Below are 17,691 nucleotides of genomic sequence, written 5' to 3' on the forward strand. Positions count from 1 at the left end.
CTTTAAGACGTACAGTATAGAGGAAGGACCGAATCTTACTTTTGAAAGGATGATCAAGAATGTGTCAGACGCACCAATCAAACGTTTTAAGTGTTTCCCATGCAAAAGCAAACTTTGAACGGACAACCATTGAACGAAGAGCACTTCGTCCACATGATATTTTAATTGATATTCAGTTTAGCGGGATCTGTCATTCAGATATCCACAGTGCCTTTGATGAATGGGGCGGCGGTATTTTCCCAATGGTTCCGGGTCATGAGATTACTGGAGTTGTTTCAGCTGTTGGGGATGCTGTCACGAAATTCAACATTGGTGATCGTGTAGGTGTTGGTTGTTTTGTCGATTCTTGCGGTACATGTGAATATTGCCAAAATGGAGATGAACAATATTGCAAGAAAGGAGTCGTTCAAACTTATAATAACCTGGATTATGATGGAGAACCAACTTACGGCGGCTACAGTCAGAAAATTGTTGTGACAGAACGATTTGTTGTCAATATTCCTGACCAGCTTTCCCTCGATGTCGCCAGCCCCCTTCTCTGTGCCGGCATCACAACATATTCTCCGTTAAAACACTGGAAGGCTGGGCCTGGCAAAAAAGTGGCAATTGTCGGAATGGGCGGTCTAGGTCATGTCGCCATTCAATTTGCACGCGCACTTGGCGCAGAAGTGACTGTATTAAGTCGTTCTTTGAATAAAAAAGAAGAGGCGCTGTCATTTGGTGCAAAAGACTATTTTGCTACAAGTGACCCTGATACGTTTAAGACACTAGCCGGTCAATATGACCTCATTCTCAATACCGTCTCTGCCAATATCAACGTGGATGCCTATTTGTCCTTACTTCGTGTTGACGGAACATTAGTAAACGTCGGTGCACCACCAAAGCCAGACAACTTCCATGTGTTTTCATTAATTACGGGACGTCGCAGCATCGCCGGCTCACTCGTTGGCGGCATCCAAGAAACACAAGAAATGCTCGATTTCGCAGCTGATCACAATATCGCACCACAAATTGAAGTGATCAACGCAAACCAAGTCGATGAAGCATATGAACGTGTGCTCAATAGTGATGTGCGTTATCGGTTTGTGATTGATATTTCGACATTATGATCGGATTCTATTTGGAAAGACCAGCTCAATGGCTGGTCTTTTTTTAATGGTGGATATTCTGTTTTTCTTGTAGCAAGGATTCTTGAGGATATGATCAAAAACCATCCGAAATTCACATGAAAAAATCTCTCTTTTTCAGAACAAAATTTATTGACAAAAAATAAATAAACATGTTATTATTAAAAATTTGATTATTTTACCCATAAGTGTGGTACCCTTAAAGTAGATACATGATATGGAGGCGGATGATATGTTTCAAATTGGTGATAACATTGTTTATCCAATGCACGGAGCAGGTATAATTGAAGCCATAGAAGAAAAAGAATTCTCTGATGAAAAACAGCAGTATTATGTGATCAAAATGTCAATCAGTCATATGAAAGTGATGATTCCAACACGGAAAATGTCAAGTTCACGTATTAGACCTGTTACAGATATACTGGCATTAAACAATGTGATGCACATTTTCCAGCATGGCGAATCAGATCAATTACTGACATGGAAAGAACGCCACACAATTAATACAAACAAAATAAAAACGGGTGACATCCAAGACGGTGCTGAAGTTGTACGTGATCTGATGCGGATGAAGAAAGCGAAAGCACTAAATGCAAGTGAAAAGAAAATGCTAGATGATGCTCATGAATTTTTGTTAAGTGAATTAGAAGTTATCGAAGGGATTACAGAAAAACAAATTAAAAGTTTCTGTTAAGAACTCTGCCGGGCTTTACGGTATCCCTCACCATTTTTGAATACATGTTCTCTACGAATTGATCCATCCTTCAATTTTGTTAAAGAAAAAAAGAATTTATTTAAGCAAATTCCGCATATTGTAAATCCAATATGCTATACTGTTGATAAACCTTTGAAGCATGAATTTTTTTACGATTACCTTGTAACATCTCCCTACTTGTACGTTGAGTAGGGTTTTTTATTGCAGAAATAAATGAAAGCACAAAAAAACAGGCTCTCTACAGAGAACCTGTTTTGATAGAATGAAGATTAAGCAATTTTTTGAACGTTAGCAGCTTGAGCTCCACGAGAACCTTGCTCTACGTCAAATGATACTTTTTGACCTTCGTCTAAAGATTTGAATCCGTCACCTTGGATAGCTGAGAAATGTACGAATACATCGTCGCCTTCTTCACGTTCGATAAATCCAAAACCTTTTTCTGCGTTAAACCATTTTACTGTACCTTGTTCCATGTTTGTTGCCTCCTAGTGCGTTATCACACAATGTATTATACTATCCTTGCCCAAAGTATCCTCAAGACGAAAAGTCTTTCTTCATGCTATCCTTTACGCCGAACAAAAATAATTATTCTTATTGTAACATGAATCGGAAATTATTGCAATTTAGGATTTAAAAGAGTAAAATCAACGATCATATTCAATTTTGTTCTTCTCTGACTTTAAGATATTTTTTCTACAAAATGGGCGTTCAATCATGAAATGAATAAATAAGTTCATAACGCAAACCTTTTTTTCAGACATCTGTCAGTTTTATTTAAAAGTAAAGAATAAGAAACATTACTTTACTCTTAGAAAATTGATGTCATTTTTATTTTAGTTAAGGTTAGCATCTCTATTCCTATCAATTCTTAAAGTAACTATAAGACTAGCTACGCTGGCTAAAGTTCCTGCAACAGAAACAACAATTGTTAAAAAATCTGGAATAAGAAATCCTATTGGAATGAGCCCCAGAAAAGATAGAACAATAAAACATTGATATACACTAGATATAGTTCTCACAATCAAGTGACTGAAAAAGGACATCACTAACGGAGGAATGAATAAACATAACATTATTCCAATTGATATTATTAAGATGTGAGGCTGATCAAATGAAATGACATTATCCCCAGGGGAATTTTTGGCAGCCACTAGCAAAACAACTATAGACATCATGAGAGTAAGTAAAACTAGAGAAAACCTTTTTATCATGTTATAACTCCTTTGGTTGATCTTATGCGACTTAATTTATTTTTATCAAATTATCTCATTATCACCTTTATTTAACAATATAAAAGGTGATTAGAAAACCACCCCATCATAACTAACAACTATTCTCTAGAGGATAGTCATTAAGATTTCACAGCTAAGTTAATTTGAAGTGGAGTCGTTTGTTCAAAGAGAAACTGATATTAAAATCGACTGGACACGTTTCCACCCTGCATATAATCGATGTATCTTGTGATCTCTTTCTAATAAAAGAGCACATAAAAAAATACCAAAGGTACACTACCCTCGGTATTTTTTAGAGGTGATCGAGAGGACTTAAACCTCCATGGGTTATTCACCCCTGACTCCGATTTGCACAAATTTTGCACAAGATCTAATCTATTTCTTCACATTTTCCGACTCAAGTCTGTTTAACCAGTTATGGACTAATGAATGAAACACATCGGGTTGTTCAATCTGCAGGTTGTGACCTGCCATATCAAGCACTGCAAAAGTGGCCCTTGGATAGTCTTCGATCAGCCGCCACGCATCTTGATATCCGACTACATCGTCTTGACGTCCTGTGATCATGAGCGTGGGATATTGAAATTCAGCTGAAATGTCGAAGGTATAGCCATATCCATTTTGAAGAATGTTATTGATGAATTTGTAACAAAACCAAACTTAGGGGGAAGTATAAAAATTTAACACAGATCATATAATGCTCTTACTCGAGAAATATAATATTATACAAATTTTTCTCTCCAAAATAAGAACATTGAAAATAAAACAAAAAACCAAAGGTCTACAACCTTTGGTTTCTTAGATGCGGCCGAGAGGACTTGAACCTCCACGGGTTATTCACCCACTAGGCCCTCAACCTAGCGCGTCTGCCATTCCGCCACGACCGCGTGTATGATGTGCTCATATATTCATAAGTGCACTGTTTGAAAAAACAATGCGGGTGAAGGGACTTGAACCCCCACGTCATAAAGACACTAGATCCTAAGTCTAGCGCGTCTGCCAATTCCGCCACACCCGCGTGACAATGGTGAGCCATGAAGGACTCGAACCTTCGACCCTCTGATTAAAAGTCAGATGCTCTACCAACTGAGCTAATGGCTCATCTGCTATGCAGAAAAACATATAAAAAAATGGCTGGGCTAGCTGGATTCGAACCAACGCATGACGGAGTCAAAGTCCGTTGCCTTACCGCTTGGCTATAGCCCAACGAATCAAAATAACAAAACATGACCCGTACGGGATTCGAACCCGTGTTACCGCCGTGAAAGGGCGGTGTCTTAACCGCTTGACCAACGGGCCATATCATAATGGCGGAGAAGGAGGGATTTGAACCCTCGCGCCGCTCGCGCGACCTACACCCTTAGCAGGGGCGCCTCTTCAGCCACTTGAGTACTTCTCCATTATGGCTCCGCAGGTAGGACTCGAACCTACGACCGATCGGTTAACAGCCGATAGCTCTACCACTGAGCTACTGCGGAATAATAAGACATGTTTCATTATATCTATGCCAGAAAAATGTGTCAAGAATTTTTAAACGTTTCATTCCTGCTCCATTTGCGACGGCTTTTATAATTTAACATATACTAATATAACAGTCAAGCCTTTTTCCATGCCATTTGTTTAACTTGGCAGAAAGCCCCCGACCTCCACGTAGACCAAGGGCCTTGATGCAGCCTTCCTCATAAGATTAAGACAAATGAAACTTTCGCATCCACTTATAAAAAGTACTTCTTGGCACTCCTGCTAACCTCGCTGCTTCTGACACATGACCTTTTGTTTTATGCAGTGCGTCTATCACTGTTTGCTTTTGAATGCGTTCCCTGAATGTGAGTTCTTTTGAAGTCTCGGGTTGCTCCGCTGGATGCAGCTTCTGTTTTTTCTGATCAATCGTCTCTAATACTGAAGCATATTGCGATTCACCAATCCATCCACCTTTCGGAAAGAGGACCCTTAGATGTTCAAACAGGTTAAAAAGCTCTCTTATGTTTCCTGGCCAATGATACGCCTGTAATTTCTGAAAAAATGATTCAGCAAACGCTGCATTCCAGTGATGCTTCTTTTGGTAATAACGATACAAATCATGAATGTCTTCTTTTCTTTCTCTAAGCGGCGGGATATTGATCGGATAGACATGAAGACGGTAATACAAGTCTTCTCGTATTTTTCCTTCTTTCAGCAGTTCGTTCATATTACGGTGAGTCGCTGTAATGATTCGAATATCCAAAGGGATTTCGTGTGTCCCGCCGAGCGGTACGACTGCCCTTTCTTCTATCACCCGAAGAAGCGCTACTTGCATCGCATATGGGATTTCGCCTATTTCATCTAGAAAGAGTGTTCCTTTATGGGCTTGTTCAAATTTACCTTTACCTCCGTGGCGTTTTGCTCCTGTAAAAGCACCTTCAGCATAGCCAAACAGCTCACTTTCTAACAGGCTTTCAGGAATGGCTCCGCAATTAACAGCAATGAACGGCCCTTTATGCCTTTCACTGGCGAAGTGAATGGCTCTAGCGGCGAGTTCCTTCCCTGTCCCTGTTTCTCCCCAAATATACACATGAGCATCTGTTTGTGCCGCTCTCTTCATCTCACTAAGCGTCTGTTGAAATACCTTACTTGTTCCTGATTCCCCGGGAAATTGAGCAAAAGAAACGGTCATGCTGCTTTTCGCTACTTCTTCAAGAGAAAGGGATATGCCTAGCACCTTCCCGTCTTGCTCTGATTGAATGATCTGCTTTCCCCGGATAACAAATGGATGATCCTTAAGCCGCTCAACATCCATTCCATGCCAGTCTGAAAATCGATCTCTAATCGACCTGCTGGCAGACACAATTTGCTTTTTTTCATTACAGACCACATACGGTTCATCTGCTTCCACCTGCTGAAGACAATGAGTGATCAGTTCCATCTCTCTCCTTTTTTGCTCGACTTGAATGTCTCTCTCTATGGCATAAGCAACCGTTGAAGCCATTCCAAGCATAAAAGGGTGCTTGTTATCCGTCATACAGGAGATATCAATCACCCCTATGATCGTACCGTCCGCATCGCGAATTGGAGCAGCTGAACAACTCCAATGATGAGAGGCGATAGAAAAATGCTCCGTTCCGTTGATCGTCACCGCTTCTCCGATGACGAGTGCCGTTCCGATCGCATTTGTCCCTACATCTGTTTCAGTCCAGCGTGAACCCTCCATAAAATTAATTCTTCTGGCTTCCACCATCGTTCTTTCGCTTCCTGTCAGACTTAGCACATAACCATCTGCATCGATGAGTAAGGCCAGCATATCAGAATCTTTTAATTGCTGATTGATTTTATTTAAGTAAGGAAGAGCCGCATTTAGGAATAATGAATATTTCTTTTTTTGGGCACTGAATCGTTCCTTTTCTAACAACGACTGTCCTTTATCTAAATACGGATTCACATTTGCCTGTTTACACCTGTGCCATGATTCTGCCACTCTCTTATTCAGACGAGACTGATCAAGCAAACCTTCACGAACAAAACGTTTCCACGTATTTAAATAACAAGGCGTCGGATTCATTCCATCCTCTCCTCTGGGGGCTTTTTATTCATTATAGATAAACATAAAAGCGCTTTCAATTATCATTGGCTAACCCAAGAAGTCAATTGGATAGAAAAGGAGTCTCTTTCAGCAGTGCACCGCTCTTCCAATGGTTTGCAGAACGGCTTCGTGTATTGCCTCTGACAGTGTCGGATGTGCCGCAATAAACTGCTCTAATGTATCAGCGGTCAACTCTGCATGCATCATCACCGCCGCTTGTCCAATCATTTCTGTTGCATTCGGTCCAATGATTGAAACGCCTAATATTTCTTGATATTGCGGCTCTACAATGACCTTTACGTGACCGGCTGGTTGATTTAAGATTAATGCTTTTCCATTTGCAGAAAATGCACATGTCCCTATCCGAATCTCCTCATATTGTTTTCTAGCACTCTCTTCATTTAAACCAACACTCGCGATTTCTGGAGAGGTGTAGATGCACCTCGGAATCACTTGTTCATTGACCTTTATATGTTCACCTGATGCATGGGAAGCCGCAACCGTCCCTTCATGAAAGGCAGTATGAGCAAGCTGGACACCACCTGTCACATCACCGCACGCATAAATATGCGGGAGATTGGTTTGCATATGTTCATTGACGTAGATTCCATTTCTATCAAATTCAATTCCAATCTGATCAAGATTCAACTCTCCAAGTTGCGGAGTTCTGCCAATCGCCACTAAGCAAAGATCCGACTGGATGTCACAACGTTCTCCTTGATTATTCTCCACCACTACTTTTCTTGAAGAGGAATCAAGCTGTTTGACTGCGGCGGACGTCAAAATGTTTACACCCGTTTCTTCGAGCTGCTCGTGAAGACATTGTGCTGTATCACGATCTTCTTCTGGTAAAATGTGCACTGCACGTTCAACCATAACAACCTTTGATCCCATTCTGCTAAAGATGCTCGCAAACTCACAGCCAATCACCCCGCCCCCAATGATACAAAGTGAATCTGGGATCGAAGAAAGTGACATGGCGTCCTTGCTGTGAATGATCCATTCGCCATCAAAAGGTGCAAACGGTAAAGCCGCAGGCACAGCCCCTGTTGCAATAATGATTTGTTTTGCTTGAATGATTTCAGACTTTCCTTCACTTTCTATGAATAGCTCATGTGCTGATAGAAATGAAGCCTTCCCATTTACCACGGTAATTTTGTTTTTATTCATCAAGTAACGAACACCATCAGTGAGCTGCTTGACGACAGACTGTTTCCGCTTTTGGACAGCATTCCATTGAATGATAGGCTCATGTTCTGGAAGCTCAATTCCAAAATGTCCAGCCGATTTCACATGCTCATACATATCGGCGCTTTGCAAAAGTGCTTTGGTCGGGATACAGCCTTCATTGAGGCAGGTACCTCCCAGCTGACCTTGATCAATTAACACAACCTCTCTGCCAAAACGGGCGGCTGTTATGGCCGCCACATAACCTGCTGGTCCGCCTCCTATAATGACCAGTGTCATGGTACATTCACCTTCTTTCTATAAAAGAATGGATAATGGTTCTTCTAAGTGTGCTTTGACCGTTGATAAAAATGCAGAGGCAGGCACCCCGTCCAGCACGCGGTGATCAAACGTAAGACTGAGTGGTAGGATGGTCCCTTTGCACAATTCATCCTCTCGATAAACAGGGGTGTCATACATTGTTCCGACGCCAAGGATCCCCGCTTCCGGCGGATTCAAAATTGGTGTGAAATGCTCTACACCATACGCTCCAAGATTGGTGATGGTAAAGGTAGAACCTTTGATTTCGTCATGTAGAAGCTTTCCTTCACGTGCTTTTTTACCATACAATTTAATGCCCTTCGCCAGCTCTATCAGCGTTAACCGCTCCGCATGCCGAATGACCGGTACAGCCAATCCGTTATCTAACGCAGCAGCAATCCCAAGATGAACATTCTCAAAGGTTTCGACAACTCCGTTATGATATTGACTGTTCATCGCAGGATGTTCTAACAACGATAGGATCGCTGCTTTGGCTACAAAATCGGTGATGGTCAACTTTGTCTCGTAACGTGCGATGGCTGTTTCATTCAGCTGTTGTTGTAGGTTTGTCAGTTTTGTCACGTCCGCTTTCATCGTAATGGTTAATTGTGCACTTGTTTGCAGGCTTTCCATCATTCTTGAGGCAATTGTTTTCCGCATCATGTTAATAGGCTGTTGCACTGTCTCGTTTTGTTTCTTCTCTTTCCGTTCAGGAAGTGCACGAAGCACATCCTCTTTCGTAATTCTTCCACCTGGTCCTGTCCCCACTAGCGTATCAATGTCTAGATTTGCGCTATTCGCCATTTTACGGGCAACAGGGGAGATTTTCTTTCTCTCTTTCTTTGGTTTTGACTGGATTTCTTTTTCTTTCTTTCTCTCCACCTGTTCATTTCCTTCACCGATATAGCAGATGACCGTGCCGGGCGGTACACCTTCTCCCTCAGACACTTTTATATCCAAAATGGTTCCTTCAGCAGGTGATTCGATCTCCATTTCAATTTTTTCGGAGTTGATGCTTGCAATGCTTTCTCCTTTACTTACGGTCTCACCGACCTCTTTATTCCAGACAGATACCGTTCCTTCTTTCATCGACATGCCCAATTTAGGCATCACAACTTCGACAGCCATCTCCCTCTCTCCTTTCTCTAGTTCAAGATCTTGTCATGACTCTTGCCAATCATCTCTAATACGGTGTTCACAACTTTATCAGGTGTTGGCAGATAAATATCTTCAAGAGGTGGTGAAAATGGTACCGGTGTATGAGGAGCCGTCACTTTTTTGATTGGTGCGTCCAGTAAATCAAATCCTTTATCTGCAATCAAAGAAGAGATATCTGCGGCAATTCCGCATCTTGGATTTGCTTCATCGACAATGACAAGTCGATTTGTTTTTTCTACTGAAGTCAGAATGGCCTCCTCATCGAGCGGCGACAAGCTTCTTGGATCAATCACTTCCGCTTCAATACCTTGAGCAGACAATTGCTCTGCCGCTTCGAGTGCTGTATACACTTGTTTGCCCACCGCAAAGATGGTTACATCAGAACCTTCCCTCTTCACATCTGCTTGACCAAGCGGCAATGTGTAATACCTCTCCGGCACATCTCCTGTGATATTGTAAAGCGTCTTGTCTTCAAAAAAGATGACAGGGTCCTGATCCTCGATGGCTGCCAGCAGCAGCCCTTTGGCATCATATGGTGAAGAAGGCACAACTACTTTCAATCCAGGGATACTTGTAAATAGTGCATACAAACTTTGCGAATGCTGGGCAGCTGCTCTAAAACCCGCCCCATGGGTCGTTCTAATCGTGATTGGCACCTCTGCTTTTCCGCCAAACATGTATCGAAATTTTGCGCCTTGATTCAGCACTTGGTCAAGACAAGTACCGATAAAATCATTAAACATGAGTTCAGCAATTGGTCTTAGCCCTGTTGAAGCAGCAGCCATGGCCGCACCTATATAGCCAGCTTCACTAATCGGTGTATCAAGGACACGTTCACGCCCAAATTCCTGAACAATCCCTTTTGTTACACCAAGAACACCGCCCCATGCTTCATCATCCTGTAAGTGATCTACATGAGCACCTCCCGCAACATCTTCCCCCATTAAAATGACATCTTCGTCTCTTCTCATTGCCAGTTTAATCGCTTCATTCAAAGCACTAGACATGCTGATTTCTCTTGTCATTTCCCTCTCTCCTTTCAGATTTATTGATACGAAACATACACATCAGTTAGCAATTCAGTATGATCTGGATATTCACTTTCTTCACTAAATCTCACGGCTTCATCTATCGCTTCTGCTACAGACGCTTCAATACTTGATATTTCTTGATCTGTTAGCAGCTGCTGCTTTAATAATTCATTTTTAAAAAGAGTGATGGCATCTTTCTCTTCTTGATGTTCGGCTTTTTCTTGATTGGTTTTGTAGCGCTGAGCGTCTCCTTCAAAATGACCATAATTCCGATATGTCATGCATTCAATCAATGTCGGACCTTCTCCATTTTTTGCTCGTTCTATCGCTTGTTCTGCTGCTTGATAAACAGCTGTCACATCTTTTCCATCCACTTGAATACCCGGAATACCATAACTGGCAGCTCGATCCACAATCGATTTGCAGCTTGAAGCATACGAAAATGGCGTCGCTTCCCCGTAACCATTGTTTTCTGCGATGAAAATGACGGGCAGTTTCCAGATAGCGGCGAGATTGATTCCTTCGTGAAAAGTCCCTTGATTATTAGCACCATCCCCAAAAAAGCAAACGCTTACATTATCTTTCTTTTTATATTTAGCCGTGAGGGCTGCCCCGCACGCAAGTGGAAAGCCGCCTCCAACAATCCCGTTGGCACCGAGCATTCCTTTATCAAAATCTGCAATGTGCATAGATCCACCTTTACCTTTACAAAGACCTGTGGCTTTTCCATAGATTTCTGCCATCATTCCTTTTAGATCACAGCCCTTGGCGATACAATGACCGTGGCCACGATGTGTACTTGTAATACTGTCTTGTTCATTCAGATGAGCGCAGACTCCTACAGCAACAGCTTCTTCACCAGCATAAAGATGGACAAAACCTGGCAAGATCCCCTTTGTAAAAAGCGTGTGTACTTGATCTTCAAATTGGCGAATTTCCTGCATTTTTTGATACATCCAAACGGCTTTTTCTTTTGTAAGTGCCATTTCCATGTTAAAACCTCCTATCTTTTTTGCTTGCACTTCTATACAAGCAAAAAGCGTGCCAACATCATGGCGCTTGAAAGCTTAGGATTTGAGCGATTCCCATCGATCAAAAAAGAGACAAAATGAGACTCGCGTCTCTATTTGTCTCAATATGTCTACTTCATCTCACAAAAAAAGCATCCCATAAGGAATGCATATCACTCTGAACCGATTGTACGCTGCCATTTTAATTTTCCTTTGCAGACGCCGCACACATAACGAGAGGTATCAACTCGCCTTTTCCTGATAAAATACTGACCGCATCCTGTGCAAACATATTCTTGTCGCTTCTGTCCACGTCGTTTATTTTGTACGGTCTTTAGCGCTGTACAAAAACGCGGGGCTCCTACTTGTTTTAATAACTCTTTAAAGGATCGGTCACGATGCTGATAGCCTTTTCCCTCAAGATGCAGATGATAATGACACAGCTCATGCTTGATGATCCCGATTAATTCTTCTCGTCCATGTTCTTCTAGGTATCGGTGGTTCAATTCGATATTGTGTGTTCCAAGTAAATATCGCCCGCCTGTCGTTTTTAAACGGGGATTGAAAACAGCCTGATGGCGAAACGCCTTACCAAAGCACTGCTCTGAAATGTCTTCTGTTAACTGCTGTAACTCTCTCTCGTTCAATCAAGATCGTTCCTTTCTATAAAAACCTCGAACGGGACAATTTCCTCTTTGCATACATTGAAGGTACACCCACTGTTTTGATCAAAGGAGGAATGGGCGATGCCCAACTGGCTGAAAAATCAGATGCAGAAAGCATTTTATGAGAAAAATCATTATCAAATCAAATTGCTTAATCAATGCTGGTACTTCTATAGAAAAAAGCATTCAGTCACATCAAGGCACACCCCATCCTAAGGTGCGCCTCGTTTTTTGTTTACTCTGGTTTTAGCATTGATAGAGCCACTCTGCCTTTTGCCTGGTCAACGGAGTCTACCCATACGGTCACAATGTCACCAACTGACACGACGTCAAGTGGGTGCTTCACAAAGCGGTTGCTCAGCTTGGAAATGTGGACAAGTCCATCCTGTTTTACGCCAATATCAACGAATGCGCCGAAGTCTACGACGTTTCTCACCGTTCCTTGTAGCTCCATCCCTTGCTTCAAGTCCTCCAATTTCAACACATCTGTTTTCAAAAGAGGTTTTGGTACTTCATCGCGCGGATCACGCTCAGGTCTTGTGAGCTGATCAATGATATCCTGGAGTGTAATTGGACCAATGTCAAGCTGCTGTGCGGCTTCGTCTAGCTTGACCTCTGCGATTTTCTCTTTTAACTGCTCTGTACCAAGATCGTCTGGCGTCATCTTAATCATGCGTAAAAACTGTTTTGTTTCTTTATAGCTTTCAGGGTGAATACCTGTGCGGTCAAGTGGATCTTGTCCATCTGTGATGCGCAGGAAGCCGATACACTGCTCATATGTCTTTGCACCAAGCCTTGGGATATCCTTCAGCTCTTTTCTGCTTGTGAATCTCCCAATCTCTTCACGGCGCTTGACGATGTTCCCTGCGACGGCTTTTGAAAGACCTGACACATATTGCAGCAGTGCCTGTGAAGCTGTATTAACGTTCACACCGACTTGGTTAACAACCGTCTCTACCACAAAGGTTAACGAGCTGTTTAATTGCTTTTGACTCACATCGTGCTGGTATTGTCCTACACCGACAGATTTTGGATCTATTTTCACGAGCTCTGCTAATGGATCTTGTAATCTTCTAGCAATGGATATAGCGCTTCGTTCTTCGACTTGCAAGTCTGGAAACTCTTCTCTTGCCAGTGCAGATGCAGAGTATACACTTGCCCCTGCTTCATTCACGATCAAATATGAAACTGGCTGGTCCAGCTCTTGGATCAAGTCTGCGATGAATTGTTCGGTCTCTCTTGAGGCTGTTCCGTTTCCGATCGCAATGACTTCAATGTTGGATGATTGAATGATTTCTTTCACTTTTTGTTTGGCTTCCGCTTTTTTCTGCACAGGCGGGTGCGGATAAATGACGCCAATATGATGGACTTTTCCTGTATCATCCACGACGGCTAATTTACAGCCTGTACGAAACGCAGGGTCTACCCCAAGTACACGTTTCCCTTTCATCGGCGGTTGAAGTAGGAGCTTTCTTAAGTTTTCAGCGAAAATATGAATGGCTTGTTCCTCTGCTTTTTCTGTCAGCTCTTTTCGTATTTCCCGTTCAATTGAAGGCTGAATCAAGCGCTTGTATGCATCATCAATGGCCGCTTCAATGTAAGGCCTCGCCGTCGTTTGCTTGCCTTTTAAGACTTGTTTATCGAGGTAGAAACGAATATTTTCAGCAGGTGGTTCGATGGTTGCTTTCAAAATCCCTTCTTTCTCGCCTCGGTTGACCGCAAGTACACGATGAGGCACAATTTTTTTAATCGGCTCTTGATAGTCGTAATACATTTCATAGACGTTTTTCTCGTCGTTTTCAACGTCTTTTCCTGATGTGACAAGACTTCCCTTTTGGTACGTCTCACTGCGAATCCATTTCCGCATATCAGGATCATCCGCAAGCTGTTCAGCAATGATGTGCTGGGCGCCCTCTAGTGCTTCTTCTGCGGTTGTGACTTCTTTTTCTTCATTAATAAAAGCCGATGCTTTCTTTTCGATCTCATCGTTTGGCAGCTTCAGTAAATACTCCGCAAGCGGCTCAAGTCCTTTTGCTTTGGCTACATTTGCCTTCGTTTTTCGTTTTTGTTTAAATGGTCGATATAAATCTTCGACCTCTTGCAACTTATGCGCCTGTTCGATCTTCTGTTTTAATTCATCTGTTAATTTGTCTTGTTCAGCGATTAAGCGAATCACTTCTTCTTTTCGATTCGTCACATTTTGGATATATGTATAGCGTTCAGAAATGGTTTGAATTTGCACCTCGTCTAGTGAGCCTGTCTGCTCTTTCCGGTAGCGTGCAATAAACGGGACGGTGTTGCCATCCTCTAATAGCTGGATTACACTTCCAATTTGTTTTGTTGAAAGCTTTAATTCTGTCGCAATTTGTTTCAATAAAAAGTCAGATGTCTTCATACTTTGCATCCTCTCACTGTGTCTTCTCTTTTAGTGTATCAAAAAAACTGGCAAAACAGAAAAAAGGTCAGCTATTTCATGTAAGCTGACCAAGTACATAGGTGAGATCGTCTTTCTTGTCTTGTGTGTATGTTTCAAGTTCTTTTGCGATGTCTGCAACTGAATGGCTATGCTTTAAACACATTCGCATGTTTGGCACATTCAGCCCGTCTGAATACATAATGAATGTCGAACCTTTTTCGTAGGAATAGGTGTATGTTTTGTATTTTCTAGGTTTACCTGATAGATATCCTGATGTCGGAAGTGGATAAATATAGTCGCCAGAAGGTGCATTCAAGATAAAACGAATGTTACCAACCGAACAATAGGTAAACTGCTGCTGGGAAAAATTCACCTTTAATATGGCTACAGTGGCTCCGCGTTTATTTTTCATGGCCTGATTGCATCTATCGATGAGGGTTGTCACATCCTCATGTCCATATTCTTCGACAATTTCGCTGACTAAAGAAGATGATTCATTGGCGAACTGGCCGCTGCCTAATCCGTCTGCTACAGCACAAATTAGTTCTTCATCATCTGCTTTAATAAAAAAACTGTCCCCGCAGCATGATTTTCCTTCTTTGTTCGATTGATAGATAATGGCGTTTACATGCTCATGCTGTTCGATCTGCTTCATTACCCTAGCTCCATAGACGCATCTTCTGACAATGCATCTCGCAGCTTTTTAACTGCCTTCCGCTGCAGCCTTGATACATGCATTTGAGATATGCCGAGTAAATCGCCTGTTTCTTTCTGGCTTTTATTTTGCAAATACGTGAGATTGATAATTTCTTTTTCTCTATCTGTCAGAACGTGAAGCACACTTTCAAGCATCATTTTTTGGTTTACACGTTCGTACCCTTCTTCTTGTGAGCCGACGACGTCTAAAATCGTCACAGTGCTTCCTTCAGAATCTGCCTCTACGCCTTGGTCAACAGACAGCGCTTGATAGCTTTTGCCCATCTCCATTGTTTCAAGAACTTCTTCTTCTGTTACATCTAGATATTCTGCGATTTCTTGTACTTTAGGTGACTTTTGCGTTTCCGTTGTCAGGTGATCAACTGCCATCTTGATTCTTGGTCCAAGCTCTTTAATTCGTCTTGGTACATGGACACTCCATGTTTTATCACGTAAAAAGCGTTTGATTTCCCCGATAATGGTTGGAATGGCAAATGCCTCAAATGATTTACCGACAAGTGGATCATAACGCTTAATTGCGCCAAGTAGACCAATCATTCCAACTTGTCTTAAATCCTCATGAAAGCTTTTTCCTTTGGAGTATTTCTTCGCGAGCATATCCACAAGATTTGTATAACACTCAACTAGTGTCAGCTGCGCCTGCTCGTCTTGGTTGGATTGATAGCTTTGAATGAGGCGATCCACTTCATCTTTAGTTAGTTTCATAGTTTTGGATGGTTGTGTCATGGTCAACTCGCTCCCTGTTTAAAAACTTTGTCATCGCCACGGTAACTCCGGAGTTTGCTTGCACCTCGACTTCATCCATCAATGTTTGCATTAAGTATAAACCAAGACCTCCTTCTGCCAATTGATCCACCGTATGAGCAGATGTGTACGGCCCTAGGTCTTCCTGCTTTTGCTTAAAGTCAAAGCTACCGCCTTTGTCTGCGACAATGATTTCTAGACGATCTTCGTAGACAAGAAAGCGAACCGCTACCTCTCCATCTTCACCGTCTTTTCCTTTATAGGCATGCTGAACTGCATTTGTACAAGCCTCACTGACGGCAATTTTCAAGTCTTCAATCTCTTCGTAGACATAGCCCATTCGGCTCGCTACGCCTGAAAGAGTCAGACGAATGATGCCTACATATTCTGGTTTTGCCGGTATTTTCATCTCGATTAGATCTACTGTTTCGTTCATTGTACCCCACCCTCTGACTTTGCAGAAATGTCAATGATGTCCTTTAATCCAGTAATTTCAAACAACCTTACAAGCCGCTCTGACAAGTTCTCAAGCTTTAGTGTTCCACCTGCTTTTTGAGCTGCTTTAAACAACCCAACAAATACACCTAATCCTGTACTATCCATATACGTAACATCCTTCAAACAGATCTCTAGATGCTCGCCCGCCTCGGCTTTAGGCATGAGTGTTTCTCTTAGCTGAGGAGCAGAGTACACATCGATTTCTCCACTAACACTAATTTTTGTTTTTTGATCTATTTGATGCTCTTTTACAGACATATTCATTATGCATTCACCTCGAAATTCTTGTTTCCTTGAATTTTATTTACCCGTCTATGCACTTTCTAAACCTTCCTTTTGAGGACAAGTAACGTAAAATCATCATGCAGCTGAAATTCTTGCAGCTTGAGTAAGCTGTCATAGATGGAATCCACCATTTCCTGAGCTGAATAGGATAGGTTCTCAGATATCAGGGCTTTGATATCCTCACGCTCTAGGAAGCCATCCTCCGATTTGGATTCTGTGACACCATCAGAGAATAAGATCACCATATCCCCTACGTCCAAATGCTTCTCATACTGCTTATAATCAAAATCTGGTGCAATTCCAAGCACAAGACCCTTTGCATCTAAATCGTAAAATTGATTCTCTTTTTTGCAATAGAAAAAGCCCGGCTCATGTCCAGCCGATGCGTACTTAAATTCATGTGTTTCTTTATTATAGCTGCCATAAAACATGGTGATAAACATGCTTGGGTCTACGTTTTGCTCGACCACACGATTAAGGGTTTTGAGCACTTTCGTTGGGCCGCTGCCTGACTCTGGCAAGGAGTCCATCGCATACTTAATCATCGACATACAGAGCGCAGCTGGAATGCCTTTCCCAATGACGTCTGCAATCGCGATATTGATTGTATCGTGATCTGTTACGAAATGGTAATAATCCCCGCTCATCTGTTTTGCCGGCACACTGATGGCTCCGATATCAAATGTGTCTCCTTCTGGAATTTTCGTTTCCAGAAGGGTTTGCTGAACATTTGCAGCAATTTCAATTTCCGACTTAATTTCTTGCTGGATGCCTCTTAGTGTTAAATGCTCCTGGTAGGCAAGTCCGTATCCAATCATGACTTCAATTAAGAAGTCTAGTGAATGAAAGACATCTTCCGGCAAATCAGGGTAAAGCTCCTGAATCACTTTTCGGTGAACACTCACTATTTCTTCAGGAGGTATTTGATGCTCAATGGTTTTACGGCTAAATTTTTGAGCTTGATAAAGCGATGTTTCAGTTAAATCACTGATATAACGACTGAGCAGCTGATGATAACGCTGCTCCATTACCTCCTTAAAATCCATGGT

Annotated in this window: 17 protein-coding genes, 7 tRNA genes and 1 pseudogene; 3 read left to right on the top strand and 22 right to left on the bottom strand. The window is 42.1% G+C overall.

The window, feature by feature from the left end:
* Positions 1-59: 59 nt before the first annotated feature.
* Both MHH23_RS18700 and MHH23_RS18705 read left to right on the top strand, forming a co-directional pair.
* Positions 60-1,109: an NAD(P)-dependent alcohol dehydrogenase gene (locus tag MHH23_RS18700; protein WP_096881049.1), complete on the top strand. Its 1,050-nt coding sequence runs from the start codon at positions 60-62 to the stop codon at positions 1,107-1,109.
* 250 nt (positions 1,110-1,359) lie between these two features.
* On the top strand, positions 1,360-1,821 hold the full coding sequence (locus MHH23_RS18705; RefSeq protein ID WP_096881048.1) for a CarD family transcriptional regulator: 462 nt from the start codon (positions 1,360-1,362) through the stop codon (positions 1,819-1,821).
* A gap of 290 nt (positions 1,822-2,111) precedes the next feature.
* Here the strand turns inward: MHH23_RS18705 and cspC are convergent, their stop codons facing one another.
* The 16 genes and pseudogenes from cspC to MHH23_RS18785 form a co-directional block, all read right to left on the bottom strand.
* Complete coding sequence (cspC, locus tag MHH23_RS18710; RefSeq protein ID WP_008346765.1) at positions 2,112-2,315, bottom strand: cold shock protein CspC; 204 nt, start codon at positions 2,313-2,315, stop codon at positions 2,112-2,114.
* A 360-nt stretch (positions 2,316-2,675) separates the two neighbouring features.
* Positions 2,676-3,053, bottom strand: a complete 378-nt coding sequence (locus tag MHH23_RS18715; protein WP_024719193.1) for a hypothetical protein — start codon at positions 3,051-3,053, stop codon at positions 2,676-2,678.
* Between the two features lie 396 nt (positions 3,054-3,449).
* Positions 3,450-3,722: pseudogene (locus MHH23_RS18720) on the bottom strand (alpha/beta fold hydrolase); the annotation flags it as partial.
* A gap of 155 nt (positions 3,723-3,877) precedes the next feature.
* Positions 3,878-3,961: transfer RNA gene (locus MHH23_RS18725), tRNA-Leu, on the bottom strand.
* 48 nt (positions 3,962-4,009) lie between these two features.
* Positions 4,010-4,092 (bottom strand) — tRNA-Leu (locus tag MHH23_RS18730).
* A gap of 7 nt (positions 4,093-4,099) precedes the next feature.
* Positions 4,100-4,175: transfer RNA gene (locus MHH23_RS18735), tRNA-Lys, on the bottom strand.
* A gap of 30 nt (positions 4,176-4,205) precedes the next feature.
* Positions 4,206-4,280, bottom strand: a tRNA-Gln gene (locus MHH23_RS18740).
* Between the two features lie 21 nt (positions 4,281-4,301).
* A tRNA-Glu gene (locus tag MHH23_RS18745) sits at positions 4,302-4,373 on the bottom strand.
* A gap of 9 nt (positions 4,374-4,382) precedes the next feature.
* Positions 4,383-4,473, bottom strand: a tRNA-Ser gene (locus tag MHH23_RS18750).
* Positions 4,474-4,477: 4 nt separating this feature from the next.
* Positions 4,478-4,552 (bottom strand) — tRNA-Asn (locus tag MHH23_RS18755).
* Between the two features lie 209 nt (positions 4,553-4,761).
* The gene (locus tag MHH23_RS18760) at positions 4,762-6,609 is read right to left on the bottom strand and encodes a sigma-54-dependent Fis family transcriptional regulator (RefSeq protein ID WP_256689029.1); all 1,848 of its coding nucleotides are present in this window, start codon (positions 6,607-6,609) and stop codon (positions 4,762-4,764) included.
* Between the two features lie 108 nt (positions 6,610-6,717).
* Positions 6,718-8,097, bottom strand: a complete 1,380-nt coding sequence (gene lpdA, locus MHH23_RS18765; protein ID WP_335352463.1) for a dihydrolipoyl dehydrogenase — start codon at positions 8,095-8,097, stop codon at positions 6,718-6,720.
* Positions 8,098-8,115: 18 nt separating this feature from the next.
* Positions 8,116-9,246 (bottom strand): dihydrolipoamide acetyltransferase family protein, encoded by a 1,131-nt coding sequence (locus MHH23_RS18770; RefSeq protein WP_217967515.1) that lies wholly within the window; start codon positions 9,244-9,246, stop codon positions 8,116-8,118.
* Between the two features lie 17 nt (positions 9,247-9,263).
* On the bottom strand, positions 9,264-10,301 hold the full coding sequence (locus MHH23_RS18775; protein WP_024719198.1) for an alpha-ketoacid dehydrogenase subunit beta: 1,038 nt from the start codon (positions 10,299-10,301) through the stop codon (positions 9,264-9,266).
* A 20-nt stretch (positions 10,302-10,321) separates the two neighbouring features.
* Positions 10,322-11,299: a thiamine pyrophosphate-dependent dehydrogenase E1 component subunit alpha gene (locus MHH23_RS18780; protein ID WP_203144132.1), complete on the bottom strand. Its 978-nt coding sequence runs from the start codon at positions 11,297-11,299 to the stop codon at positions 10,322-10,324.
* A 191-nt stretch (positions 11,300-11,490) separates the two neighbouring features.
* Positions 11,491-11,964: a SprT family protein gene (locus tag MHH23_RS18785; protein ID WP_268363222.1), complete on the bottom strand. Its 474-nt coding sequence runs from the start codon at positions 11,962-11,964 to the stop codon at positions 11,491-11,493.
* Between the two features lie 99 nt (positions 11,965-12,063).
* Here MHH23_RS18785 and cmpA point away from each other — a divergent pair, with 99 nt between their 5' ends.
* Positions 12,064-12,198: a cortex morphogenetic protein CmpA gene (gene cmpA / locus MHH23_RS18790; protein WP_008346893.1), complete on the top strand. Its 135-nt coding sequence runs from the start codon at positions 12,064-12,066 to the stop codon at positions 12,196-12,198.
* A 19-nt stretch (positions 12,199-12,217) separates the two neighbouring features.
* Here cmpA and MHH23_RS18795 read toward each other — a convergent pair whose 3' ends face one another.
* The 6 genes from MHH23_RS18795 to MHH23_RS18820 all read right to left on the bottom strand — a co-directional run bounded on the left by MHH23_RS18795 (position 12,218) and on the right by MHH23_RS18820 (position 17,688).
* Positions 12,218-14,377 carry a Tex family protein gene (locus tag MHH23_RS18795; protein WP_047946999.1) on the bottom strand — a complete coding sequence of 720 codons (2,160 nt, stop codon included), beginning with the start codon at positions 14,375-14,377 and terminating at the stop codon, positions 12,218-12,220.
* Between the two features lie 76 nt (positions 14,378-14,453).
* Positions 14,454-15,053, bottom strand: coding sequence for a PP2C family serine/threonine-protein phosphatase (locus MHH23_RS18800; protein WP_017358391.1), 600 nt, complete (start codon positions 15,051-15,053; stop codon positions 14,454-14,456).
* The gene (sigB, locus tag MHH23_RS18805) at positions 15,053-15,841 is read right to left on the bottom strand and encodes an RNA polymerase sigma factor SigB (RefSeq protein ID WP_012009000.1); all 789 of its coding nucleotides are present in this window, start codon (positions 15,839-15,841) and stop codon (positions 15,053-15,055) included. The genes MHH23_RS18800 and sigB overlap by 1 nt, the downstream gene beginning before the upstream one ends.
* A complete protein-coding gene (gene rsbW / locus MHH23_RS18810; protein WP_108611672.1) occupies positions 15,807-16,295 on the bottom strand; it encodes an anti-sigma B factor RsbW in 489 nt (162 codons plus the stop codon). The genes sigB and rsbW overlap by 35 nt, the downstream gene beginning before the upstream one ends.
* Positions 16,292-16,621, bottom strand: coding sequence for an anti-sigma factor antagonist (locus MHH23_RS18815; protein WP_017358393.1), 330 nt, complete (start codon positions 16,619-16,621; stop codon positions 16,292-16,294). Before MHH23_RS18815 ends, rsbW begins: the two co-directional genes overlap by 4 nt.
* 59 nt (positions 16,622-16,680) lie before the next feature.
* On the bottom strand, positions 16,681-17,688 hold the full coding sequence (locus MHH23_RS18820; RefSeq protein ID WP_017358394.1) for a PP2C family protein-serine/threonine phosphatase: 1,008 nt from the start codon (positions 17,686-17,688) through the stop codon (positions 16,681-16,683).
* Positions 17,689-17,691 lie beyond the last annotated feature (3 nt).

Origin of the sequence: Bacillus sp. FSL K6-3458, assembly GCF_038005045.1 — a bacterium.
Taxonomy (GTDB): Bacteria; Bacillota; Bacilli; order Bacillales; family Bacillaceae; genus Bacillus; species Bacillus altitudinis.